20 protein-coding genes are annotated in these 24,697 nt (G+C 70.7%); 10 read left to right on the top strand and 10 right to left on the bottom strand.

Going from position 1 to position 24,697, the window contains the following annotated elements:
- Positions 1-29: 29 nt before the first annotated feature.
- Positions 30-2,210, bottom strand: a complete 2,181-nt coding sequence (locus OHA11_RS44270) for a protein kinase (RefSeq protein ID WP_266506730.1) — start codon at positions 2,208-2,210, stop codon at positions 30-32.
- Between the two features lie 225 nt (positions 2,211-2,435).
- On the opposite strand from OHA11_RS44270, the gene OHA11_RS44265 reads away from it, so the two are divergent.
- The 3 genes from OHA11_RS44265 to OHA11_RS44255 are packed head-to-tail and all read left to right on the top strand — an operon-like array spanning position 2,436 to position 4,186.
- Positions 2,436-3,434 carry an RNA polymerase subunit sigma-70 gene (locus OHA11_RS44265; RefSeq protein WP_266506728.1) on the top strand — a complete coding sequence of 333 codons (999 nt, stop codon included), beginning with the start codon at positions 2,436-2,438 and terminating at the stop codon, positions 3,432-3,434.
- Between the two features lie 5 nt (positions 3,435-3,439).
- Positions 3,440-3,718, top strand: a complete 279-nt coding sequence (locus tag OHA11_RS44260) for a hypothetical protein (protein WP_266506726.1) — start codon at positions 3,440-3,442, stop codon at positions 3,716-3,718.
- Positions 3,719-3,739: 21 nt separating this feature from the next.
- Positions 3,740-4,186 (top strand): DUF6069 family protein, encoded by a 447-nt coding sequence (locus OHA11_RS44255; protein WP_266507864.1) that lies wholly within the window; start codon positions 3,740-3,742, stop codon positions 4,184-4,186.
- Between the two features lie 311 nt (positions 4,187-4,497).
- Here OHA11_RS44255 and OHA11_RS44250 read toward each other — a convergent pair whose 3' ends face one another.
- The 5 genes from OHA11_RS44250 to OHA11_RS44230 all read right to left on the bottom strand — a co-directional run bounded on the left by OHA11_RS44250 (position 4,498) and on the right by OHA11_RS44230 (position 9,346).
- Positions 4,498-5,409: a S9 family peptidase gene (locus OHA11_RS44250; protein ID WP_266506724.1), complete on the bottom strand. Its 912-nt coding sequence runs from the start codon at positions 5,407-5,409 to the stop codon at positions 4,498-4,500.
- Positions 5,410-5,510: 101 nt separating this feature from the next.
- Complete coding sequence (locus OHA11_RS44245; protein WP_266506722.1) at positions 5,511-6,719, bottom strand: ABC transporter permease; 1,209 nt, start codon at positions 6,717-6,719, stop codon at positions 5,511-5,513.
- On the bottom strand, positions 6,716-7,579 hold the full coding sequence (locus OHA11_RS44240; protein WP_266506720.1) for an ABC transporter ATP-binding protein: 864 nt from the start codon (positions 7,577-7,579) through the stop codon (positions 6,716-6,718). Before OHA11_RS44240 ends, OHA11_RS44245 begins: the two co-directional genes overlap by 4 nt.
- Positions 7,576-8,733, bottom strand: a complete 1,158-nt coding sequence (locus OHA11_RS44235; protein WP_266506718.1) for a peptidoglycan-binding protein — start codon at positions 8,731-8,733, stop codon at positions 7,576-7,578. The genes OHA11_RS44240 and OHA11_RS44235 overlap by 4 nt, the downstream gene beginning before the upstream one ends.
- Positions 8,720-9,346 carry a hypothetical protein gene (locus OHA11_RS44230; protein ID WP_266506716.1) on the bottom strand — a complete coding sequence of 209 codons (627 nt, stop codon included), beginning with the start codon at positions 9,344-9,346 and terminating at the stop codon, positions 8,720-8,722. Before OHA11_RS44230 ends, OHA11_RS44235 begins: the two co-directional genes overlap by 14 nt.
- 127 nt (positions 9,347-9,473) lie before the next feature.
- Between OHA11_RS44230 and OHA11_RS44225 the strand changes: the two genes are divergently transcribed.
- On the top strand, positions 9,474-10,166 hold the full coding sequence (locus OHA11_RS44225) for a response regulator transcription factor (protein ID WP_266507859.1): 693 nt from the start codon (positions 9,474-9,476) through the stop codon (positions 10,164-10,166).
- Entirely contained in the window at positions 10,159-11,988 is a 1,830-nt protein-coding gene (locus tag OHA11_RS44220; protein ID WP_266506714.1) for a cell wall metabolism sensor histidine kinase WalK, read from the top strand. Before OHA11_RS44225 ends, OHA11_RS44220 begins: the two co-directional genes overlap by 8 nt.
- Positions 11,989-12,152: 164 nt before the next feature.
- On the opposite strand, the gene OHA11_RS44215 is transcribed toward OHA11_RS44220, so the two are convergent.
- The gene (locus tag OHA11_RS44215) at positions 12,153-12,800 is read right to left on the bottom strand and encodes a hypothetical protein (RefSeq protein ID WP_266506711.1); all 648 of its coding nucleotides are present in this window, start codon (positions 12,798-12,800) and stop codon (positions 12,153-12,155) included.
- Positions 12,797-13,372, bottom strand: a complete 576-nt coding sequence (locus tag OHA11_RS44210; protein ID WP_266506709.1) for an RNA polymerase sigma factor — start codon at positions 13,370-13,372, stop codon at positions 12,797-12,799. Before OHA11_RS44210 ends, OHA11_RS44215 begins: the two co-directional genes overlap by 4 nt.
- Positions 13,373-13,735: 363 nt before the next feature.
- Between OHA11_RS44210 and OHA11_RS44205 the strand changes: the two genes are divergently transcribed.
- The 5 genes from OHA11_RS44205 (at position 13,736) to OHA11_RS44185 (ending at position 19,777) form a co-directional block, all read left to right on the top strand.
- Complete coding sequence (locus OHA11_RS44205) at positions 13,736-14,035, top strand: hypothetical protein (protein WP_266506707.1); 300 nt, start codon at positions 13,736-13,738, stop codon at positions 14,033-14,035.
- A 178-nt stretch (positions 14,036-14,213) separates the two neighbouring features.
- Positions 14,214-16,352 carry an RICIN domain-containing protein gene (locus OHA11_RS44200; RefSeq protein WP_266507858.1) on the top strand — a complete coding sequence of 713 codons (2,139 nt, stop codon included), beginning with the start codon at positions 14,214-14,216 and terminating at the stop codon, positions 16,350-16,352.
- 283 nt (positions 16,353-16,635) lie between these two features.
- Positions 16,636-17,751 carry a glycoside hydrolase family 19 protein gene (locus tag OHA11_RS44195; RefSeq protein ID WP_266506705.1) on the top strand — a complete coding sequence of 372 codons (1,116 nt, stop codon included), beginning with the start codon at positions 16,636-16,638 and terminating at the stop codon, positions 17,749-17,751.
- A 26-nt stretch (positions 17,752-17,777) separates the two neighbouring features.
- On the top strand, positions 17,778-18,545 hold the full coding sequence (locus tag OHA11_RS44190) for an NPP1 family protein (protein WP_266506703.1): 768 nt from the start codon (positions 17,778-17,780) through the stop codon (positions 18,543-18,545).
- A 164-nt stretch (positions 18,546-18,709) separates the two neighbouring features.
- Entirely contained in the window at positions 18,710-19,777 is a 1,068-nt protein-coding gene (locus tag OHA11_RS44185) for a GNAT family N-acetyltransferase (RefSeq protein ID WP_266506701.1), read from the top strand.
- A 168-nt stretch (positions 19,778-19,945) separates the two neighbouring features.
- Here the strand turns inward: OHA11_RS44185 and OHA11_RS44180 are convergent, their stop codons facing one another.
- Both OHA11_RS44180 and OHA11_RS44175 read right to left on the bottom strand, forming a co-directional pair.
- Positions 19,946-22,498, bottom strand: coding sequence for a beta-glucosidase (locus tag OHA11_RS44180; RefSeq protein ID WP_266506699.1), 2,553 nt, complete (start codon positions 22,496-22,498; stop codon positions 19,946-19,948).
- The gene (locus OHA11_RS44175) at positions 22,495-24,675 is read right to left on the bottom strand and encodes a beta-galactosidase (protein ID WP_266506697.1); all 2,181 of its coding nucleotides are present in this window, start codon (positions 24,673-24,675) and stop codon (positions 22,495-22,497) included. The genes OHA11_RS44180 and OHA11_RS44175 overlap by 4 nt, the downstream gene beginning before the upstream one ends.
- Positions 24,676-24,697 lie beyond the last annotated feature (22 nt).

The following is a 24,697-nucleotide window of genomic DNA, read 5'->3' as shown; positions in this document are numbered from 1 at the left end:
TTGTGCATGCTCGCGCGGACCAGCCTGGCTCACGGGCCGCGGAACGTCTGCAGCGTCGTGCCGGTGCACACGTGGATCAGGCCGTCGCCCGCCGCCCCGTACGACTCCGTGGTCAGGCCGTCCACCGGGACCGCCCAGCGCGGTCTGCCCGTGGCGGCCGCCAGGGCGTGGATGCCCCATGCGGACGTGCCCGCGGAGGTGTCGGAGGCGCCCGGTCGGGGGCCTGCCGCGTAGACCACGGTGCCGTCCGCCAGGGGGCGGCCGTCGGTGGTGGTGAGCGCGCGGAGGTCGTCGCGCCACCAGCGCTCGCCGCCGCCGGCCGCGTCCAGTGCGCCCAGGCCATGGGCCGTGGCGGCTACGACGAGTTCGTCGCCGGCCAGTGGTGCCACCCTCGCGCCCGCCAGGCGCTGTGTCCACCTCGCCTTCCCCGTGGCCAGGTTCACCCGGCGCACGGACGTCGACGTCGCGTAGTAGCGGGTTCCCCGGGCTCCCGGATGTACCTCGGGTGTGGCCGAGCCGTCGGGGATGCTGGACTCCTCCTCGCCCGAGCGCTCATGGAGCACGTACAGGGGACCGGGTGTCGCGGTCGCCGAGGCCAGGGCGAACCGGCCGCCCGCCGCGTTCAGCGCCGTCACCTGTGCCGCCGTACCGCCCCTGAACCACAGCGGGGCGCCCGTCGGCAGGTCGAAGCCGTACGCCCGCCAGCGCCGCTTCTGGTTCGTGCGCCGTGCCCAGATCGAGTCGTACTTGGCGAACGTGGCCAGGCATGCCGTGCGGTGCGTGACGGCGAGCAGCGTCGAGCTGCCGTCGAACGAGCTGAAGCCGAAGGGGCGGTACGGGTTTGATTCCAGGGCGCCTGTGCGCCACCGCTCCGCGCCGCCCGCCGCGTCGATCGCCACGATCACGGGGGAGGCGAGATCCGTCGGGCGGTGGGTGACGTACACCGTGTCGCCGTAAGGCAGGACGGCGGCCGCGTCCTCGAACTCCCAGGCCACGGCGCCGGTGTGCGGGTCGAGCCGACGGGCTGTGCCGTCGAAGTACACGTACAGGGCGTCGGCCGTACGGGTCAGCGTGCCGCCGTATTCGAGGGCGCCCACCTCGCGGGTCCACAGCGGGGTGCCGGAGCGCCAGGACGGGGTGACCGGCTGCCGCCGCGCACCGGGCTCGTCGTCCAGGAGGGCGATCGTCGCCGTCACCGCTGCGGCGGTCGTGACGGCGGCGCCCGCCCACGCGAACACGCGTCTGCGCGACGGACCCACGGAGGCCGGCGGCGGGTCGGTGCGGGTGGCGCCTAACTCGTCGGCGTCGGCCGATACGGCGATCCTGCGCGCGACGGTCTCCTCGTGGCCGTCGATCAGGGCGGTCACCTCCGGCCGCTCCCACCACGGCCGTTCGGCCGCGCGGGCGGCGCACCAGTCCAGGACCTCCGCCGCGGTGGGGCGTCCGTCCGGCCCCTTCGACAGACAGCGGATCAAAAAGGCGGCCCACTCCCCGTCCGGCACACCGGCGAGGTCCGGCTTCTCGTGCAGCGTCCGGTACACGATCTGCGGGGCCGTACTCCCGCCGTGCGGATTGCGGCCCGTCGCCGCCAGCGCGAGCAGCGCCCCGAGCGCGAACACGTCGCAGGGGGCCGCGGGTTCGGTGTCGTACGTGATCTGCTCGGGTGCCATGAAGCCGACAGAGCCGAGCATCTCACCGCTCCCCGTCAGGTCCTCCCCCGACGGTCCTGACGCCGGTCCGTCACCGAGCGCCTTCGCGATACCGAAGTCGATGACGCGTGGGCCCTGACCGGTGACCAGAACATTCGCCGGCTTCAGGTCGCGGTGCACCAGGCCCGCCGTGTGGATCGCGCTGAGCGCCTCGGCGAGAGCGGCACCGAGCGAGGCGAGGTCGCCGGCTGCCAGTGGCCCGCACCCGGCCACGGCCTCCGACAGGGTGGGGCCCGCGCAGTACTCGATGGCCAGCCACGGCAGCGGGGCCTGCGGCTCCGCGTCGAGCACGGCCGCCGTGAACGGGCCGGTCACGGCGCGCGCCGCCCGCACCTCACGCCGCAGCCGCTCCCGGAACAGCGGCTCGGCGGCGAGGTGCGCATGCATCACCTTGACCACGACGAGCCGCCCCGACCCCGAACGGGCCAGATACGCACGGCCCATGCCACCCGCCCCGAGCAGCGCGAGCGTCCGGTACTCCCCGAACTCGAACCGGCCCATCGGCCCCCCTGCCTGTACGCCCCGCGCGCCGATGATCCATGCGACGCCTGTACGGGCGCCAGAGGTTCCCGGGAACCCGAACCGCTCAACGGACGGATCCGGATACCCGACCTGCCAAGGATGAGAAACGCTCAGCCATGCCGACCGACCGGCCGTAGTGATGAGTTTTCGCGCCCGCGCCCGTCACACCTACGACGGGACACGACAAGGCGGAAGGATGACGTGATGAGTGCGGACACACGGCTGGAGGAGCTGGGCGTGAGCAGTCTGGGCGAGGTCGACGAGCCGACGTTCTCGGGGCTGGCGGAACGGCACCGGCGGGAGCTGCACGTGCACTGCTACCGGATGCTCGGGTCGTTCGAGGACGCCGAGGACACCGTGCAGGAGACGTTCCTCCGTGCCTGGCGGCGGCGGGAGACCTTCGAGGGGCGGTCGACGTTCCGGGCCTGGCTGTACGGGATCGCCACCAACGCCTGCCTGGACCTGCTCGCCAAGTGCCGCCCGGAGCCCGCGACCGGCGGCGAGGTGCTGTGGCTGCAGCCCTACCCGGACCGGCTGCTCGACGAGCTGCCCGCGGGCGAAGCGGACGAGCCGGAGACCGTCGCCGTCGCGCGGGAGACGATCGAGCTGGCGTACCTGGTCGCGGTCCAGCACCTCGCGCCGCGCCCGCGGGCCGTGCTGATCCTGCGGGACGTGCTCGGCCGGCCGGCGAAGGAGGTCGCGGAGCTCCTCGGGGACTCCGTCAACTCCGTGAACAGCGCGCTGCAGCGGGCCCGCGCGGGCATGCGGGAGCACCTGCCCGCCGAGCGGCAGGACTGGACCGGCGGCGAGCAGGACGCCGGGACGCGCGAGCTGGTGCGCCGCTACACCGAGGCCAGCGTGGCCACGGACGTCGACACGCTCGCCGCAATGCTGCGGGACGACGTCCGCACCTCGATGCCGCCCACGCCGGGCCTGTATGTCGGTCGCGACGCGGTAGTGAACTACTGGATCGAGAGCGGCTTCGAGGGCATGAAGGGCCTGCGCGCCGTCCCCACCGCCGTGAACCGGCAGCCCGCCATTGCCTACTACCACTGGCGGAAGCGGGAGGGCGCGTACCTGCCGCTGACGATCGACGTCCTGCGCGTCACCGGCGGAGCGATCACCGAGATCATCACGTTCCACGACGACCGGTTCCCGCGGCTCGGGCTGCCGGAGCGCCTGTCGGCGGACGGCACGGAGTAGTCCCGGTGCGGACGCTCACGCTGCGCGGTGGCGCGCGTGTCGCGGTGGTCGCGGCGGAGTGGTACGACGCGTTCGGCGTCGTCACCCGTGGGCGGGTGCAGCTGGAGCTGCGCGACGGCGAGCCCGGGCCGGTCCTCGGACGCGACGCCGGGTTCTGGCTCCGCGGCACCGGCGTCCGCGCCCTGCGGAACCCCGGCCGTCGCACGGCGAGGGTGCTCATCGTCACCCCCAGGGCCAGGAACGTCGCATGCAAGTCAACACCCCGTACGCCAGTTACCGAATGATGGAGGTACCACGTGAAGAGCATGAATGACACCGGGGCCGTCGCAGGCCCGGCATCGGGCCGGACCAGCCACACCCACCGATTCCGAGGGCTCGCCGGCACCGGCTTCATTGCCACGCTCGCGGCGATGGTGGCCACCACCCTCGCCGCGGCGCTTGCCCAGGCCGTTGGCGTCGACTTCGAGGTCCCCGATGGTGGCGAGACGATTCCGTTGGCCGGGTTCGCCGTGGTGACCGGCTTCTTCTCGGTCGTGGGCATCGTCATTGCCGTCGCTCTTCTTCGTTGGAGCGCTCGCCCCGCCGAGCGATTCGTGTGGACGGCAGTGTCGCTGACCGCGACCTCATTGGTCCCGCCCCTCCTCTCCGGGGCAGCCGCCGCCACCATCACCGCCCTCCTCGGGCTACACCTCGTCCCCGCGACGGTGATGATCCCGACCCTGGCGCGGAGCCTCCGCACCCGGACCGATTGACGATCCGCAACGGACCAACGCGCGGCGCAAGGGCGTATGCGAGCGCACCAACACGGCCGCCGGTGCTGCCGCCCTCCTATTACAGGTTCCTTTTCGTCACAAGGGCGCCGAAGCGCTCGGCGAGCATTCCGGCGGTGAACCAGTGGTCGCCGCGGCCTCACTCATCTACGCGAGGACGGAGCACCCGCGGTCCTCCTGCGGCGCCTCATCACTGAGATGACCGGTACTCAGTTCCCGGGCTGCCTCGATAAGGGCGAGGGGATTGCCTCCAGTAGGGGCGACCCACCCGCCCGCGCCCGTGCGTGCGAGGCTTACCTGTCGAGGCTGGCCGCGTAGGTGTCCGCTATGAAGTCGATGACTTTGGCGCGCAGTTTGTCGGCCTCCTTCGAGCCGTAGAGCATCAACGTGCCATGTGCTTCTCCATCAATGGCGATGAGGCGCTTGTCCCGTGCCGCGGACGCCTCGAACATTTCGCGGATATCCCGCTCGTGCAAACCTTGCATGTCGTCGTGCGCCACCATGAAAAGGGAAGGCTGCTTGATCTTCTTCACCGCTGCGACAGCGTCACCGTCACAGCGGGCCGGTGAGGACAGCAGAGTCAGGCCGACAAGGGGAATACCGCTCTTGACACCTTCTGTGGCGGCGGTGGTGCCGCCGCAGGACGCGCCCGTCAGGAAAACGCGCTTCGTGCCGAGTTTCTTGAGCTTGTCGAAGGCGGCCTTCGCGTCCAGCGGGCTGGATGTCTCCGACTCTTCGGAGGCCACGTGGCCGCGGAATTCCGGCATGATCACCCGGTACCCGCGCTTGACGAACCCTTCGGCCAGATCCAGGAGGTTACAGATCTGGCCGCCGTACTGATGCCCGAAGTAGATGGCGTTCGGCCCTTTGCCGAGAATCAGTGTGGAGAGGTGCTTTTGGTCCTTGGTGGTGAGAGTGGTGACGCTTTTCCACAGGCGCTTGGGAACGCAGTCGTTGACCAGGTGTCCCGCTGGAGTTCGCACGGTGTACTCGGGGGCGGCAGGCTTATAGACGGCAGGCTTCTCACCGGAGGTTGTGTAGCCGCCTTCCGGCTGTTGCTCTACTGCGCGGCTCGCGGTTTGCGGCGACTGGCTCGGGATCGTGGTGGCTCGGCTTTCGGCAGCCGAACAAGCGCTGAGCATCGCGAAAGCCGTGGCCAGGGGCAGCAATGCGACGCGGGAACGGTGCTGATGGTTCCGACGCAAGGAGTTCCTCCCTATTGAGTGTTGGCGGTTCGATGGCTTGGCAGAGCGCCAGGATGAAGGCGAAAGAGGGGCGATGACGCCGCCTGTCCGGAGCCCCGTGGTCAGGGTGTGGCCAGCGCCTCGGTTGGGGGCAGCCGGGCGGCGCGGATCGACGGGTAGACGCCTGCCGCCATACCGACGAGCAGCGCGCTGCCGAAGCCGGCGCCCGTCGCGTCGAGTGGGATCACCGGCGGCCAGCCGCGCCACAGGGCATATCCCAGAGTCGCCGTCGTGCCGATCACTCCCCCCGCGACTCCGCCGAGCCCGCTGAGCACCACCGACTCGGTGAGGAACTGGGCGCGGATCTGTCCCCGGCTGGCGCCCAGGGCCTGGCGCAGCCCGATCTCCCGGCGGCGTTCCAGCACCGAGATGACCATGGTGTTGGCGACCCCGATCCCGCCGACCAGCAGGGCCACCGCGCCGAGCCCCAGAAAGAGCGCGGAGAAGGTGCTCTCGGTGGCGCGCTTGGCGGCCAGCGCGTCGGAGGGGCGGCTGACGTTCACCAGCCCGGGCGCCTGCGGGTACAGGGTGGGGGCGAGTACGTTCCGTACGGCCTCCAGGCGGTTCTCGTCCGCTTTCACGTAGATCGCCGTGGGGCGGCCGTCGAAGCCGAGCCGGTCGCGGGCCGCGTCCCAGCCGACCAGCGCGGTGCTGTCCAGGTCGGTGGCGAGGGGGACTGGCGCGAGTATGCCGATGACCGTGAACCACGTGTCGCCGACGGCCACTTGGACCGGCCGGTCGGCCCGTATCTCCGAGACGCCCAGCCGCTGCGCCGCCCGGTGGCCGAGCACCACGGTCGGGAACCGGGCGGTGCCCCGGTCCAGGAACCGTCCGGACGCCACGCGCGCGTGGACGGTCGGCAGCAGGTCGGTGCGGGCCGCGAGGACGGACAGTCCGGCCCCGTCGCTCTCCGGTACGCGGTCCGAACGCCGGATCCGGACGTGGGTGTTGGCGACCGCGCTGACGTCGGTGACCGGGCCGATGCGGCGCACCGCGCCGACCGCCCCGGGCTCCAGTAGTACGGGCGGATCTCGGTCGCGCACCGGTTCGGCGCGCAGCAGGTTGGGACCGAGCGCGCTCAGCTCCTCCATCAAGGCCCGCTGGCTGGACGCCGGGATGCCGATGACCAGGACGAGCGTGGCAATGCCGATGGAGATACCGAGTGCGGAGAGCGCGGCGCGCAGCTTGTGGGTCCGGATCCCGATCAGCCCGAGTCGCAGGATGTCACCGGGGGCGAGCCGGACCGGGGCAATGGAGCGGCGGCGCGTCATGGGTTGGGCCTCATCGTCGGGAGGGCGAGGGTGGCGGAGTCGGAGTCACCGATGCCTCGTGGGCGCGCGGGGGTTCCGCTGTCGGCGACAATGCGGCCGTCACGGATCTCCACCCGTCGCGGCAGCAGGACGGCGATGTCCCGGTCGTGGGTGATGACCGCGATGGTGGTGCCGTCCGCGTTGAGGGCGGTCAGCAGGTCCAGTACGACCTGTCCGTTGGCGGTGTCCAGAGCGCCCGTCGGTTCGTCGGCGAGGAGCAGCGAGGGCCGGTTCACCAGTGCCCGCGCGATGGCGACCCGCTGCTTCTCCCCGCCGGACAGCTCATGCGGCCGATGCCCGGCACGGTGCCCGAGGCCGACCCTGCTGAGCGCCTCCAGCGCCAGCGGGCGGCGCCGACGGCGCGGGACGCCCGCGTAGAGCAGACCGGTCGCCACGTTCTCCGCGGCGCTGAGCCCGTCGGTGAGATGGAACTGCTGGAAGACGAAGCCCAGACTGCGCCCGCGCAGTGCGGACAACTGCCGGTCGTGCAGCACGGCGACGTCCTGCCCGTCGATGCTCACCGTGCCGCTGGTCGGCCGGTCCAGGGTGCCCATCAGGTTGAGCAGGGTGGACTTGCCGGAGCCGGACGGGCCGGTGATGGCGAGGAGTTCGCCGGGGCCAATGGTGAGGGAGACGTCGTTGAGGGCGGTGACGCCGCCGGGGTAGCTGCGGGAGGCGTGGGCGACGGCGAGGACGGGGGCGGCTTCGGCGGCGTCGGTTCCGTGCGGACGGGGACTGTCCGTCCGGTCCCCCTGCGTGGCGTGGGCGGCGTCCTCCGTACGGGCGTCCCGGGTACTGCCCGGGGCGGTGTGGGGGTTCACGAGGCGACCACGACCCGGGTGCCGGACGTCAGCCCCTCGCCTCGCACCTCGACCAGCCCGCGCGCGAACATGCCGGTCTCGACGGCGATCAGCCGCCCGTCCGGCCGCTGGAGCGCGTACCCGCCCTCGCTCAGCGCGACGAGTGCCCCGACGGGCACGGTCAGCACGCCTTTCCGGGTCTGGGTCGTGAACCGGACTCGCACTGCCGCCGAGTCCAGCGCGCGTACGTCCACCGTGTCGCTGAGCAGGACAGTCACGTCCAGCTTCGGCGCGCCGCCGTCCTGGAGGCCGCCGCCCTGGCCGCCGTCGTCCTGGCCGCCCCCGACCGCGATCCGGCTGATCCGCTCGACGCGGCCCTTCGTCTGCTTGCCGTCGGGCAGGACGACGGTGACCCGCGTGCCCTTCCTGACGGTGCCGATCTCGGTCGCGGCCACGGGCACGGTGACGGCCTTTGCCGTCGAGGTGAGCGTCATCAGCGCGGCCTTGGCGTCGGCGCCGAGCTGTGCGGAGAGCGCGCCGACGCGTACCTGGCCCGGCAGCACGGCCACGTCGCCCGCCTCCAGTCGTCCGGTGGGCTTCATGCCGACCTGCTTCTGCCAGCGTTTGAGGGCCGCGGCGAGCATGGTGGTGAACCGGCCGCGGTCGGCGCCGTCGTCGATCAGGGGGCTGTCGGCGCCGGGGATACGGTCGATGTCGTAGCCGAGCGCCCGTAGGTTCTGCGCGACGACCACGACGTCGCTGCCGGTCTGCCCCGGCTTGTCGAGCGTACGGAAGAGCGGGGTCGCGCCGAAGAACACGGGCACCGGGCGGTCGTCGACCTTGTACAGGGTCCGGCCGCGGGTGATCGTGTCGCCGCTCGCCGGCAGCCAGGTGACCGTCCCGGCCTTGGCGCCGGTGAACGGCCGCTCGGTGCCGAAGCCCAGCGTGCCGTTCATCTCCTGGGTGTCGGCGAGGTCGGCCCGGGCGACGAGGGCGGTCTCGACCTTCACCCGCTTGGCGGCGGCAGCGGACCTTTCGCCGTTGTCCGTCCGGGAGACCACGACACCGCCCGCTGCCCCGGCGACGACGAGGACCGCGACCACCGCGAGCAACTGCCGCCGTCCCGTCCGCCGGCGATCCGGCTCGGTGCCCTCCTCCGGCTCAGCTCCTGCCACTGAAGGCCTCCAGCTCACAGTCGTCCACGATCTTGCGAGTCTGTGCCTCGGTGAGGGACGACTCACCCGTGTAGTTCCAGTCCACGCCGTTCGCGGCGACCACGGTCCCGACGCCCTTGTCGTTCATGCAGGCGACCGAGGCCGCGAGTTGCTCCTTGTACTTGGGGTTCTTGTCCGGGTCGAGCTCGTCGGGGATCAGCGGCATCTTGATCTGACAGGTGTCGTACGCGGCCCTGGGCTCGCGGCTGTCAGGGTCGGCGATGACCTCGCCGGTGCCGGCGGGACCCGTGTGTTGAGCCTCGTTCGCCGGGACAAAGCGGACGCCGTGCTCCTTGAGGCAGCTGTAGTAACGGGACCAGAGCGCGGTCACCTCCTCGCTGGAAGAGTCCAGCCGCCACTGGGGACGGCCGGCGTCGGAGGACGCGGCACCGCTCTTCTTGCCGGCTGCCGTTCCGGATCCGGACTTGTCGATCGAAGCCACGTCGCCCTTGTCCGCGGCGTCGCCCGTGTCGCTGCCACCGCCTCCACCACTCCCGCATCCGGTGAGGACGGCCGACAGAAGCAGTACGGCCGGGACCAGCGGCAGCCGGGGCCGCAATGAGAATTTCGCCATGGCCGCAAGCTCGCGCAGGATCATGAGGAACTTGTCAGGCCAGGGTCAGTGACCCGTGTGCGTCCCCACATTCTGTCTTCGCACCGGCAGACGTCTGCCTATTCTCGGCAGGGTGTGCGCACATGTGATGGTTGCCGAGGACGACGAGAAACATGCCCGGCTCGCTCGGATCTACCTGGAGAGCGAGGGCCACCACGTCGTGATCGTCCGGGACGGCCGCGACGCCCTGGACCACATCCGGCGCGCCGCGCCCGACCTGCTCGTCCTCGACGTGATGATGCCTCGCGTCGACGGCCTGGACGTGGTCCGCATCCTGCGCGCCTCGGACGAGGAACTGCCGGTCCTCATGCTCACCGCGCGGTCCGCCGAGGACGACCTGCTGCTCGGTCTGGACCTCGGCGCCGACGACTACCTCACCAAGCCCTACAGCCCGCGCGAGCTGATGGCCCGGGTCCGTACGCTGCTGCGCCGCACCTCCCGCCGGCAGAGCCCTGGCGCCGCCGATCCGGTGCTCGCCGTCGGTGCGGTCACCGTCGACCCCGTCCGTCATCTGGTCACTGTCGAGGGGCGGCCGGTGGACTGCACCCCGGGGGAGTTCCGGCTGTTGGCCGCGCTGGCCGCCCAGCCGGACCAGGTCTTCGGCCGACAGCAAATACTGGAAGTGCTGCACGGCATCGACCGGTTCGTCACCTCACGGACCGTGGACGTGCACATCATGAACCTGCGCAAGAAGATCGAGACATCCCCGGGACGCCCGTCCCGGCTGATCACCGTGTACGGCGTGGGCTACAAGCTCACCGCTGGGCCGGGCCATGACTGACGGCCCCGGCAAGGACGGCACCGGAGCCGGGCCCGGGCCCGCGGCCACGGATGGGCGGAGACGAGCCGCGAGGCCCCCGGTCCGCCGGAGCCTGATCGTGCGCCTGCTGGCCGTCTCCGCGCTGGTCGCCGCCTGCTCGGTCGCGGCCTCCGTCTGGATCGCCGTCCAGACCACCTCCGGCGCGATCAAGAAGCAGCAGGGCCGGATCCTCGCGGACGACACACTGCTGCTCGACACCCTCACCGGGTACGCCGCCACGCACACGAGTTGGGACGGCGTCAGCCCCGTGGTCCGTGACCTGGCCCGTCGAACCGGCCGCCGGATCGCCCTCGTCACCCAGGACGGCGTCTCACTCGCCGACACCGCGCCGCACTCCGGCGGACTGCCCGGCCGGGCCTGGGCCGTCGTCGACCCGCTGGCCGTCAACGGCGCGGATCCCATCGACCGGCGCGCCACCGGCCCGTTCAAGCTGACCGGTGCCGAACGCCGAACCATGGACGGCTACGCCCTCCAGCAGGTCGAATGCCTGCGCGGGCAGGGGGTGGAGGCCACCGTGGTGCACGCTCCGAGCGGCCGGCCCACGATACGCACCTTCACCGGGTCCGGCGATCAGCGGGCCAAGGGCTGCGACAGCGCGCGGCTGGGCCGGCCGACAGCCACCGAACGCGCAGCGCTACGCCGGCTCGACCCGCTGGTCGCCGACTGTCTGGCGAACACCGGGCTGAGCGCGGTGAGGGTACAGCCCGACTTCTCCTGGCGGCTGGGCGCGGGGGTGTCAGCGCCGCTCAGGGAGGGTGCGGAGCGGCAGATCCCGCCGTGCATCACCGAGGGACGCAAGACGCTGCTGAAGTCCTATGTGGCGCCGTCCGCAAGGCTCTTCGTCGACTCCGGAGAGAGCGTCTCGCAGGGCTTCCGCCTTTCCGGCGCCAACATCGCCCGTGTCGCGGGCGCCGCGGGCCTGGTCTTCGCCCTCGCCCTCGGCGTCACCGCGCTCGCCGCCGTCCGGCTGGTCCGGCCGCTGCACGCGCTGACGGACGCCGCCCAGCGGATGCGGGACGGGGACGGTACCGCGCTGGTCCCGGTCACCACCGACGACGAGATCGGACGGCTCACGGAGACGTTCAACGACATGACCGCCCACCGGGCCCGGCTGGAGGAGCAGCGCCGGGCCATGGTCGGCGACGTCGCTCACGAACTGCGCACCCCGCTGAGCAACATCCGCGGCTGGCTGGAGGCCGCACAGGACCGCCATGTACCCGCCGACCAGGAATTCCTCACCTCGCTGCACGAGGAGGCCGTCCTGCTCCAGCACGTCATCGACGACCTCCAGGACCTCGCCGCGGCAGACGCGGGAGCGCTGCACCTGCACCGGGAAAGGGTCGAGGTCGGCGAACTCGTCGGCCAGGTCGGCGCCGCCTACCGGGCCCGGGCCGAGACCACCGGTGTCCGCGTCACCACCAAGGCGCCGCCGGACCACTGGATCGACGGCGACCCGGTCCGGCTGCGGCAGGCTGTGGGCAACCTGGTCTCCAACGCGGTCCGGCACACCCCGGCCGGAGGCTCGGTGGAACTGCGGGTCACGGCCACCGGGGACGCCACGCTGATCGAGGTGGCGGACACCGGGACAGGGATCGCGGCAGAGGACCTGCCGCGGGTCTTCGACCGGTTCTGGCGCGCGGAGAAGTCCCGCAGCCGTCGCACCGGCGGCAGCGGGCTGGGACTGGCGATCGCCCGCAAGCTGGTGGAAGCACACGGGGGCTCGGTGGCGGTGCGCAGCGAGGTGGACGCCGGCACCGTCTTCACGCTGCGGCTGCCGACGTAGGGGCGGCCTTCGATTGATCCTGTACTCCGTTGAGCCTGTGCTCCGTCACAGAGGTACGGGATCAACCGAAGGCCGCTGTCATGACTGAGGTGTGCCGTGATGCCCGGCGGGAAGCGTTTTCGAGGAACCCACGACCGGCGCGGCAGACGGCCGGTGCCGGGTCGTCACTTTCCGAATGCCTGACGGAACTGTTTGATGGTTTCGTCCGAGGCCCCGTTCGCCCCGCACATCGGGACGGTGCCGTCTTTGGTGGCGGCCACGATGTAGTGCTCTCCGGCCAGGAACGTCAGGGTCTCCGAGATGTCCGGGTCGCCGCTCTGGAGCCGTACCGTCTCCGAGTCGCCACCGCGCAACCAGAGATCGACCTGGAAGATGACCGAGGACCCCTCAACCGAGGTGACGGTTCCCTCGAAGAGCGTCGGGTACCCGCGCAGCGTGTCGGGGGTGGGTTCCATGCACTTGCCCCTGCCCGCATCGCTCGCGAGGGTCAGAGACAGCGGAGCGGACGCGGACTTGGACGCGGACGGGGACGGGTGACCGTTGTCGTCGTTCAGCATGATTCCTCCGGCGATGCCGCCTCCGAGGAGCAGCAGAGCGGCGGTTGCCGCGAGTGTGAGGAGACCGCGGCGGCTCCGTCCTGCGGTGGCCTTCGCAGGGTGGTTGGTGATGCCGTCGGTGGTCTTCTCGGACTGGGGTGCGGTCTCGGTGTTCACGGCAGCCTCCACAAGGCGGTTGATGTCGGGCGGCGGAGCACTTGAGGTCAGTGCCGGGTCCGCGGCCCTGAGCCGGGCCAGCAGCTCGTCGTCATTCACTGACTGCTCCTTCCTTCATCCGGCTTGTGTCCGGCCCGATCGGCGTTCTTTCGCGTCGGCCCCAACTGTGTGGCGAGCTTCTTTTTCACCCGGTGCAGCCGCAGACTGACGGCGTTGGAGGTGAGCCCGGTCGCCTCCGCGATCTGACGCGGTGCCAGGCCCTCCCACGCCCACAGTCGCACCACCTCGCGATCCAGTTCCCCGAGACGGTCGAGCGCGGCATGCAGGTCGCTGTGATCGACGGCCGTTGCCGGAGGGTGCTGCTGTGTCCGGATCAGCCGCTCCAGCAGGCGGAGCCTGCGCCCGTCGGCGCGGTGGGCGTTCGCCAGGCAGCCCCGCGCCACTCCGTAGCACCACGGAAGCACATCATCGGGACCGGGTGCGCAACCGGTTCCGAGGCCGGGAACGTCGTCGAGGCGACGCCACAGCACCAGCAGCGTGTCCGACAAGACGTCATCGACCAGGTCGGGGCTGGTCCGTCGTAGCAGATACCGGTGCAGCGGTTCCGCCACCACATGCGCCAGTCCTTCGAAGCGCGCCTGCCGACCACGGCGCATCTCCTGTTCCGTCATGGATTCCACAACCAGTCGTGTCCAGCACCTGCCGCTTCCTTTCACCACAGCCGCATCCGGAAGAAGTACCACGTGGGGCTGTGCGACGGAGGTAGCTCAGGTGGCTGTTCCGTGCACACGCAGGGTCACTGAATTGCGGGAGTACCCAACGCGGGACGAACGCCGCGCATGCGTACTCCCGCGGCCGAACGGAGCCTGGCCGGAAGCTGCAACTCGCTTCCCTCACCGCTTACTTCACGTCTTGACGAAAGCGGTCCAGACCTTTAGGTTCACGGCTCAGCATCGCACCGTGTGACACATCCACCGTTCATGACGTGAACGCTGCCTCGTTGCTCGTCCCCCCACGAAGGGCCCGCTGCGCCCATGCCCAGACCTCTCTCCGCAGTTGTCTCCCTCGCCGCTGGCTCCCCTGCCACCGGCCCGCTCACCGCGTCCCCCGCGCAGGCTGCCACCGGCGCCATGACCAGCCTCGCCGGAAAGCCGCTGGACGCCGCCGGGGCGAGCTCCGCCGACGGCACGGCCGTCCAGCTCTACGACGGCGACGACACCGCCGCCCAGCAGCGGACGGTCGGCAGCGACGGCCCCGTCCGCGCCCTCGGCAGGTCCGTCAACCGCGACCGTCCGTGCACCGGCGCGGCCCCGCCGACAACTGCTCCGGTGTGAGTCGGTCCGACTGGGACCACACCCGCGTCTTCGCCGCGTACACCGGCTGATCCAGCCGGCTGATCAAGCCCCACCCCCCACCAGTCGCCGAATCCTTCGGCAAGGAGAATCCGTGTTCACCCACTTCCCCGCCGCGCTCAAGCGCCGCCGCAGATCCACTGCCGCCGCACTGGTCACCGTGGCCGTCGCCTCCCTGCTCACCTCCGCGCCCGCGAGCGCGGCGGCGAGCGCGGTCGCCGCGCTGCCCACCGGCTTCGCCGGCGTCATGAACGCCGCGAGCGGCAGATGTCTGGACGCCAGGTCCGCCGCCACCGCCAACGGCACCGTCGTACAGCAGTACGCGTGCAACAGCTCGACGGCCCAGCAGTGGAGCTTCACCGCCACCAGCGACGGCTACGTCCGTATCAACAACGGCAACAACACCGGCCAGGTCGTGGACGTCGCCGACCTGTCCACGGCCGACAGCGCGCCCGTCCATCTGTGGGCGTACGGCGGCGGCACCAACCAGCAGTGGCTGCCGGTCGACGAGGGCGGCGGCGCCTACCACTTCGTGAACCGCAACAGCGGCAAGTGCCTTGACGACCCCGGCGCCTCGACCGCGGACAGCGTGCAGTTCGTGCAGTACACCTGCAACGGCAGCTCCGCCCAGCGCTTCCAGGTGGTCCCCGTGGCCCAGTCCGGCACGAATCCGGACCTCGGCCCGAACGTCGTCGTCTTCGACCCGTCGATGTCGTCGTCGACGATCCAGACCAGGCTGAACTCGATCTTCCAGCAGCAGGAGACGAACCAGTTCGGCTCCCAGCGCTACGCCGTCCTGTTCAAGCCGGGCTCCTACAACGCCGACGCCAACGTCGGCTTCTACACCCAGGTCGCGGGTCTGGGTCTGACCCCGGACGCGGTCACGATCAACGGCGCGGTGCATGCCGAGGCCGACTGGTTCCAGGGCAACGCGACGCAGAACTTCTGGCGCGGCGCCGAGAACCTGTCGGTCAACCCGACCGGCGGCACCGACCGTTGGGCGGTCTCGCAGGCAGCCTCGTACCGCCGGATGCACCTGCGCGGCAACATCGCCCTCGACGACAGCGGCTGGTCCAGCGGCGGTCTGCTCGCCGACACCAAGATCGACGGACAGGTCAACTCCGGCAGCCAGCAGCAGTGGCTGACCCGCAACTCCCAGCTCGGCAGCTGGACCGGCTCCAACTGGAACATGGTCTTCGTCGGCAGCCAGGGCGTCCCGGCAACCAGCTTCCCCAGCCCGCCGTACACCACGGTCGCACAGACCCCGGTCAGCCGGGAGAAGCCGTTCCTCTACGTCGACGCCGACGGCTCCTACAAGGTGTACGCGCCGTCCCTGCGGTCCAACTCCACGGGAATCAGCTGGGCGGGCACCCCGAGCGGCAGTTCGCTGTCCCTGGACACCTTCTACGTGGTGAAGCCGGGCGCGACCGCAGCGCAGATCAACGCCGCCCTCGCGGCCGGCAAGAACCTCCTGGTCACCCCGGGCGTCTACCACCTGGACCAGACGCTGCAGGTGAACCGCGCCGACACGGTCGTCCTGGGCCTCGGCCTCGCCACGTTCATCCCGGACAACGGTGTCACCGCCATGAAGGTGGCCGACGTCGACGGCGTCAAGATCGCCGGTGTGCTCTTCGACGCCGGCACCACCAACTCCAGCACCCTGGTCGAGCTCGGCCCGAGCAACTCCGCCGCCTCGCACGCCGCGAACCCGACGTCCCTGCACGACGTGTACTTCCGCGTCGGCGGCGCCGCCGTCGGCAAGGCGACCACCAGCCTCGTCGTCAACAGCGACAACGTCATCGGCGACCACACCTGGATCTGGCGCGGCGACCACGGCACCGGCATCGGCTGGAACACCAACACCGGGGACACGGGCCTGATCGTCAACGGCGACAACGTCACCATGTACGGCCTGTTCGTCGAGCACTACCAGAAGTACCAGACGATCTGGAACGGCAACGGCGGGCGGACGTACTTCTACCAGAACGAGATGCCGTACGACCCGCCGAACCAGGCGGCCTGGATGAACGGCTCCACGCAGGGCTACGCCGCCTACAAGGTCGCCGACTCCGTGACCAGCCACCAGGTCTACGGCTTCGGCAGCTACTGCTACTTCAACGTCAACCCGGGCGTGGCCGCCGAACGGGCCATCGAGGCGCCGAACAACTCCAATGTGCGCTTCACCAGCATGGTGACCGTCTCTCTCGGCGGAGTGGGCACCATCCGGCACGTCGTCAACGGCACGGGCGGCCCGTCCAACTCCACGACGAACGTGGCCAATCTGAACAGCTACCCCTAGGTCGTGTCCGCAAAGTCCCGTCGTCCGCCCGTAGGGCGGGCCCGGCGGCGTCTGGTGCGTGCTCTGGGGGTCCCCCCGGCCGGAGGCTGGGGGAGTGCCGGGCGGAGTCCCTCGTACTGGTTGTACGTGGGGCTTCGCCCGGTGCGGCGAGAGGGCGTGCCAGGCGTCGCCGGGCAGGCGGGACTTTGCGGACACGACCTCAGCGCACCAGCTCCGCCGACGGCCGTCCCCGCGCTCTAGGGACGGCCGTTCCACCCCCTACACCCAAGGAGCGTCCCCAACCATGCAAAGACCCCGTTTCCTAGGCCGGTTCACGGTCTTCGCCGTTCTCTCCGCGGTCCTCACCGCCCTGTTCACCGTGACGCCCGCCCAGGCCGCCGACGGCTCGATCACCGGGCTCGCCGGCAAGTGCGTCGACGTCGCGGGAGCCAGCAGCGCCAACGGCACCGCCGTACAGCTCTACGACTGCAACGGGACGGGCGCCCAGACCTGGTCCAACCCGGGTGACGGCACCCTGCGTGCGCTCGGCAAGTGTCTGGACATCGTCGACCGCGGCACCGCGGACGGCGCGGCGGTCCAGCTGTGGGACTGCTCCGGCGGCACCAACCAGCAGTGGGTGGTCAGCGGCGCGAAGGACATCGTCAACCCGGCCGCGAACAAGTGCCTGGACGTCACCGGGAACAACAGCGCCAACGGCACCCGGCTGCAGATCTGGACCTGCTCGGGCGGCGCGAACCAGAAGTGGAACGCGCCCGCGAGCGGTGGCGGCGGCACTCCGTCCGGCTTCGTCGTGAGCGAGGCGCAGTTCAACCAGATGTTCCCGAACCGGAATTCCTTCTACACGTACAGCGGGCTGACGGCCGCGCTCAGCGCCTACCCCGGCTTCGCGAACACCGGCAGCGACACCGTGAAGAAGCAGGAGGCAGCCGCCTTCCTCGCCAACGTCAATCACGAGACCGGCGGTCTCGTCTACATCGTGGAGCAGAACACCGCCAACTACCCCCACTACTGCGACTGGAGCCAGCCGTACGGCTGCCCGGCCGGCCAGGCCGCCTACTACGGCCGCGGACCGATCCAGCTCAGCTGGAACTTCAACTACAAGGCCGCGGGCGACGCGCTCGGCATCGACCTCCTCAACAACCCCTGGCTCGTACAGAACGACTCCGCCGTCGCGTGGAAGACGGGCCTTTGGTACTGGAACACGCAGAACGGCCCCGGCACGATGACCCCGCACAACGCCATGGTCAACCAGGCCGGCTTCGGCCAGACGATCCGCTCCATCAACGGCTCCCTGGAGTGCGACGGCAAGAACCCGGCGCAGGTGCAGAGCCGCGTGGACGCCTACAACCGCTTCACCTCGATCCTCGGCGTCTCGCCAGGCAGCAACCTCTACTGCTGACGCCGGCCGCTCAACAAGGAGTCCCCATGCGCAAGTTGAGATCCCTCGCCAACGTCCTGCTCGGCACACTCGGCGCGATGACGCTCGTCGTCGCGGTCCCGGCGACCGCCCACGCGAACGTCCTGACCCTGCTGCCGCAGAACGCGAACGGCCTGGAGCAGACCTACTCCCCCGCCTACGACTACGACAGTGACGGCTGCTACGCCACCGCCGCCATCGGCGCCGACGGCACCATCAACCCCGGCCTGAAGCTGGGCGGCGACGTCAACGGCAAGTGCCACGACCCCGCCCAGCTGAACAACGCCAACACCTACTCGCGCGAGAAGTGCAACAACGGCTGGTGCGCGGTGATGTACGCCAGCTACTTCGAGAAGGACCAGGTGACCCTCGGCCCGGGGGCCATCGGGCACACCCATGACTGGGAACACATCATCGTGTGGATCAACAACAACCAGGTTCAGTACGTGTCGGTGTCCCAGCACAGCAGCTACCAGACGCTCGCACGGTCGGAGATCCGCTTCGACGGCACCCACCCGAAGATCGTGTACCACAAGGACGGCGTCTCAAGTCACTGCTTCCGCTTCGCCAACGGCAACGACGAGCCGGCGGAGAACGCCACGGGCAACTGGTTCTACCCGCGGCTCGTCGGCTGGGACGGTTACCCGGCCGGTTACCGCGACAAGCTCAGCGGCGCCGACTTCGGCTCGGCCACCTTCAAGATCGACGACGGCGACTTCCAGTGGGCTCTCGACTACACGAGCCCGGCCGGAATCCCCTTCGACCCGTACGCCTGACACTCGGCCCACCGAGGTCGGCAACTGTCCGTCGAAAGGCCCCCGCAGGCTCCTGCCCGCGGGGGCCCTCCATTTCGGCGGTAGAGGTGCACCGGTTGCCTCCCGATCGTTCCGAAGGGCCGCCGGGTACGCTCCTCCAGTCCTTGGTCGAAAGGAGTTGCTGAATGGCCCGGTTAAGTGGACTCGCTCTGCGTACCCAGCGGCTTGTGATGGAGCCGATCCGCCGCGAGGACAGCGACGATCTCTTTGAGGCTGTGGTCAGTCAGGACAGCGTCATGCGATGGCTGGCGACCGGCCGGGCGGACAGCCGGTCCGCGGCCGAGGCCATGTGCGACGACCACGTCTCCCACTGGACCAGACACGGCTACGGCGACTTCGCGGTCAGGGATGCCGCGACGCACGCGTTTCTCGGCCGGGTGGGACTGCGCAATCGGGCTCAGTACGGAGTCGACCTGGGTTTCGCCCTACACCCACGGGCGCAGGGCCGCGGGGTCGCCGGCGAGGCAGGCCGTGCATGCCTGGACCTGGCGTTTCGCCGCCTCGGGCTCCCTGCCGTCTTCGCGTTCGTCCTGCCCGACAATGCGGCCTCGATCGCACTACTGCGCAGCCTGGGCGCCCAGACGGACGGGACTGTCCGGTCCAGCGGCCTGCATTGCCTGCGCTACCGGTTCGAGGCCGCCGCCACGGCCGCCGGGCAGCATGTGGTGCACGACGGTGATCCGGACTTCCAGCTGACCCATGCGCCGGGCCCCGGTTCCCCGGATGACAGAGCCGTACTCCGCGACGGCGTGCCCGACCCCTCCGGGGTGAACGGACTCGGCCTGGTGTGGGCCGACAAGCAGCACACCCTCACGGCTGTCTCCGAAGACCGGCCGGTGGCCTCCGCGGGATGGCTGCTGCGGGACATGGCCTTCGACGGCTCGCGGCGCCGCACCGCGGGGCTGGGCGGTGTGCTGGTGCACCCCGCTCATCGAGGCCAGGGCGTCGCCCGGACGATGATCAGCGTGGTGGTCGAACACGCACGAGCAGCCGGCGCCGAGACCATGACGCTGCTCTGCCGCCCGGACCTGGTGCCGTTCTACGCGCAGTTGGGATGGAGCCGGCTCTCCGTGCCCGTCACCTTCCGGCAGCCCGACGGCGCGCGGACCTCGCCACTGAGCACCATGATCTACGACCTGGCCAACCTGCCTCGTCCCACCGTCGGCGTGGACCTGCGAGGCCTGCCGTTCTGACGCGCTGACACGCACGGGGATCAACTCCGGCTCGGGTCGCGGCAGATGTACATCCGTGGGGCACCACCCTCGTCGGGCACGGGCTCCCCGGCAGTGTCTGCCGGGGAGGGGGCGGCCACCCGTTCTACCTCCGTCTCCGTTGTGGTTCGCGTACCGCTCTTGGCCGACTCACTCCCGGCCGACGGCGATGTCGGCGGTGAGCGGCAGGGTCGTGGACGACGGGCCGGCTTCCAGCCTGAAGGTTCCCGGCTCGACGGCCCATTGGCCCGCCTCGGTGTCCCAGTGCCGCAGCGCCCGCGCGTCCACCGTCACCGTCGCGACGGCCTCCGCACCCGCCGCCGCCTCGACCACGGCGAACCCGGCGAGCCAGCGGAGCGGGCGCTCCACGCCACCGCCCGGACGGCCGGCGTACACCTGCACGACCTCCTTGCCGTGCCGCGCTCCGCTGTTGCGTATGCGTACTTCTGCCGTGAAGTCGGCGTCGGGCCGCTCCTCACCGGGGACGTCGATCGAGACGTACTCCCAGGTGGTGTACCCGAGTCCGTGGCCGAAGCCGTAGCGGGGCGGCTGCCATCCGGCACGACTGTCGCCCCGGTAGCCGATGAACAACCCCTCGTCGTAGGCGAGGACGCCCTCGACCGGCTCGGTGGCGGGCAGCCCCCGCTCGGACGCGGGCCAGACCGTAGGCAGCCGTCCGCCCGGCTCCGCGACACCCAGCAGGACATCGGCGAGCGCGTTGCCGAACTCCTGCCCGGGGAACCAGGCGAGCAGCACCGCCGCCACCTCCTCGGCCCACGGGAGCAGCACCGGGGCCCCGGAGTTGACCACGACGACGGTTCGGGGGTTGGCCTCGGCGACCCGGCGGACGAGTTCGTCCTGCCGGCCGGGCAGGGCCAGGCTGTCGCGGTCGAAGCCCTCGCTCTCGACCTCCTCGGTGGTGCCGACCACGACCACGGCGACATCGGCCGCGCGGGCGAGTGCCACAGCCCGCTCGATCTCCTCGTCGTCGCTGCCGTGCGGCGGCTGGAGGTTGAGCTGGAACATGGTGACCGCGTCACCCACGGCGTCGCCCGCGGAAGCGGACGCGGGAGCGGAAACGGAGTCGATGTCGTGGGTGAGGACGATCTCGGTCTCCTCGCCTTCCGCCAGATCGACGGTGTGCAGCCGCTGCGGCGGAGTCATCAGCCCCTCCACCAGGTCGGCGCCCGGCGGGAGTTGGAGGCGTACGTCGAACACCTCCGCCCCCGCGACGGACATCCGGAAGCGTCCGATGCCCGAGCCGCCGATCGCGTACCGTCCGGCCTCGGTCGCGCGGACGACGGTGTGCACCTCCACCCGGGCGACCCGACCGACGGGCACACCCGGGCCGTAGGACCCCATCCAGGTATAGGCGGCCCCGGCGCGGCGCTCGGAGCCGAGCAGGGTTCCGTCCGCGGCGAGGAAGCGCACCTCCGCGCCCTCGCCCGAGCCGTCGGGGTGGCGCAGGTAGGACACGGCCGCCACGGGTGTGCGGTTCTGCGGGGTGACACCGATTCCGTGGGTGACCTCGACGTCGTCCCCCAGCGCGGCGCGGATGCCGTCGAGCGGTGAGACGGTGTACGGCGGGAAGACGGTGGCGCTGCCTCCGCCGAGAGTCCGGGCCACGGCGGCGTTGGGGCCCAGGACGGCGATCCGGCTAAGGGCCGAGCGGTCCAGCGGCAGTACGGCGTCCTCGTTGCGAGCCAGTACGAACCCTGCGGCGGCGGTCTCGCGCAGCCGGGCCGTCACCGAGGCCGCGTCGTGCTCGGGCGGCCAGGCGGTGGTAGGCATATCGCTCAGCGCGCCGACCCGGGCGGCGAGGCGCAGCACTCTCAGCACCTTGTCGTCCACGACCGCCTCGTCGACCTTGCCCTTGCGTACGGCGGCGACCAGCGCATCGCCCCACGGGCCGATCGGGCCGGGCATCACCAGGTCGAGCGCGGCGCGTGCGGACTGCTCGGTGGTGCGGGCGGCGAACCAGTCCGACATCACCAGCCCGTCGAAGCCCCAGTCGTCGTGCAGGACCTCGCGCAGCAGCGGGCTCTCGGTCATCGGGTGCCCGTTGACCCCGTTGTAGGCGGCCATGACAGCCCAGACGCGGCCCTCGCCGACGATGGCCTCGAACGGCGCCAGGTACAGCTCCCGCAGGGCGCGTTCGCCGATCCGCGCGTCGACCGTCATCCGCTCGGTCTCCGAGTCGTTGCCGACGAAGTGCTTCACGGTGGCCGCCACGCCGCCGTCCTGGACGCCTCGGACATAGGCGACCCCGATCCGCGCGGTGAGCAGCGGGTCCTCGCTGAAGCACTCGAAGTGCCGTCCGCCGTAGGGGGTTCGGTGCAGGTTCACGGTGGGGGCGAGGAGGACGTCCACGCCCTTGCCGCGCGCCTCGTGGGCGAGCAGCCCGCCCAGCCGCTCGATCAGCGGCTCGTCCCAGGTGGCGGCCAGTGCCGTGGGCGAGGGCACGTTGGCGGCGGGGCTGCGCTCGTCCCACAACTCACCGCGGACTCCGGCGGGTCCGTCCGAGACGACAAGCCGACGCAGTCCTACGGCAGGTTCGGGATGGAGGGACCAGAAGTCCGCGCCGGTCAGCAGTCTCACCTTCTGCTCCAGGGTGAGCGCGCCGAGGCGCCGGGCGAACTCCTCTTCGTCGGCCGCGGAGGGGGTGTCGGTGGGGGTGTCGGTGGGGGTGGGCTGCCAGGTCATGGCGTCCTCCTCGAAGAAGTGGGGTCGGTGGGGGAAGGGGGCGTCACGGGGGTATCGCCTGTGCGCTCGATGAGCACCCGGACGTCCCAGGGCCCGAGCGCGAGCGCGCTTCCGGCAGCGAAGCGCGCACCGGTGAACAGGTCTCGGACCTCCCCTGGCAGGCGGTAATCGACCGGATCCCAGGCCCAGTTGTGGACGAAGCGCAGGACGGCGCCGTCGGCGGTGACGGCCGACGTACAGGTGACGGACGCGGGCCGGTCCTCGCGCCAGGCGTCGGACGGAAGCGAGACCGCGGCGACCCACTCGGCAAGGCTGTGCGAGAGCTCGCGGTCCGGGACGGTGCCGACGTACGTCACCCGGCCGCCCCCGTACTCATGGGTGGTGGCGGCGGCGAACTGGCCGAGGTGCGGATGGTCGTACCCGGCGAGGACAGCGGCACCGTCCGGGATCAGTCCGTCGGCCCATGCGGTCGCGTGCCCGTGCAGGGCGGGGCCGTTCGACGTCCCGTCCCCCTCGGTGATCGTGACCGGGGTCAGCACGTTGGTGAACTCCTGGTAGGACGCGCCCGCGGCGGGGCGCAGCACTCCGGGCATGACCGTGTGCCGGGCGACGGCCTCCTCGTCGGCGTACCCGGTGCGAGGAGTGAGGACGAGATGGCCGCCGGCTTCGGCGTACCGGCGCAGCAGATCGAGTGTCGCGTCGTCCGCGATGTACAGCGCCGGGACGACCAGCACCGGCCAGCGGTCGACCAACTCCTGTGGGCTGGAGGGAAGTTGCTCCGGGGAGACGACATCGACAGACAGCCCGGCGTCGAACAGCCCACGGTAGAACGCGGCGACGATGCGGTCGTAGGACTGCGGGTCGCCGAACCAGGCAGGGGCGTTCCCCCGGAGCGGCGCCATGAACTCCATCGCCCAGCGGCTGTCGGCGGACAGCAGCATCGCGATGTCGCTGCGGGGCCGCAGGCCGTCGATCGCCAGGCCGGCCTGCGGCAACTCCCGGGCGATCTCGGAGAGTTCCTGGTACGTCCGGCCGGGCTCCAGGCTGTGGCCGAGGATGCCGCCCCAGTAGGTCTCGGCGCCGTAGTGCAGGGAGTGCCAGTGCCAGTACTCGATCATCCTGGCGCCGCGCGCGACCATGCTCCACACGGCCTGGCGGGCCTGGCCCTTATAGAGGGGGAAGTTGTCCGCGGAGCCACCGATGGAGGTGGCGTTGGTCTCCATGACGAGGAAGGGTTCCTGGCGGATGCCGCGCGCCATGTCGTTCTGGAGGTAGAGCCAGGCGGGGCCGGACCAGGGGACGAAGAACGGATGCAGTCCGTCGACTGGCTCGTCGGGACCCGGCAGGGCCAGTCCTTCCTGGGTGGCGTAGTAGATGTTCGCCCCGGCGACGTCGAGGGGTCTGCCGATCGCCGAGATGTCGAGGCCCTGTTGGCCGAGGGCGACGCAGGTGGTGATGAAGTGGTGCTCCGGTACGAGGCCGCGGACCAGGTCGGCGTGCCAGGTGATGTACTCCTGGGTCAGCCGGGACTGGTAGCGGCGCCAGGCGAGGTCGTACGACGGGGTGGTGTTGCCGTCGGGGGTCCACAGGTCCGCCCAGTCCTGCAACCGGTGGGACCAATAGGTCAGCCCCCAGCGGCGGTTGAGGGTCTCGACGTCGCCGTAGCGTTCGCGGAGGTGGTCCAGGAAGCCCTGGAACACCGAGTCGTTGTGGAAGATCCGCAGGCCGGGCTCGTTGTCGACCTGCCAGCCGATGACCGCCGGGTGGTCGGCGTAGCGCCCCACGATGTTGCGGACCAGCCGCTCGGCGAGATGCCGGAAGGCGGGGTGCGAGTAGTCCGCGTCCTGCCGCATGCCGTACGGGATGGGCTGCCCGGTGCCGGAACGGGCCGCCGTCTCCGGGTACTTGCGGCGCAGCCACGGCGGGACGGCGTAGGTCGGGGTGCCCACGATCGCCTTGATGCCTCGGTCGTGGGCGGCGTCGAGCACCGGTTGCAGCCAGTCGAGTTCGAAGTGGCCCTCGCGGGGTTCCCAGGTCGACCAGACCGACTCGCCGACCCGGATGACGCTGAACCCGGCCTCGGCCATCAGATCGAGGTCCTGGGCGAGCCGCTCGTAGGGCTGGTACTCGGTGTAGTAGGCGGCTCCGAAGAGCATGCGCGGGAAGAAGGTGCCCATGCGGTCCTGGTGACTTTCTGTC

The sequence above is a fragment of the Streptomyces sp. NBC_00878 genome (genome assembly GCF_026341515.1).
In the GTDB taxonomy this organism is placed as follows: Bacteria; Actinomycetota; Actinomycetes; order Streptomycetales; family Streptomycetaceae; genus Streptomyces.
Note: the sequence above shows the minus strand (reverse complement) of the source record. Positions and strands in the feature narration are given on the sequence as shown.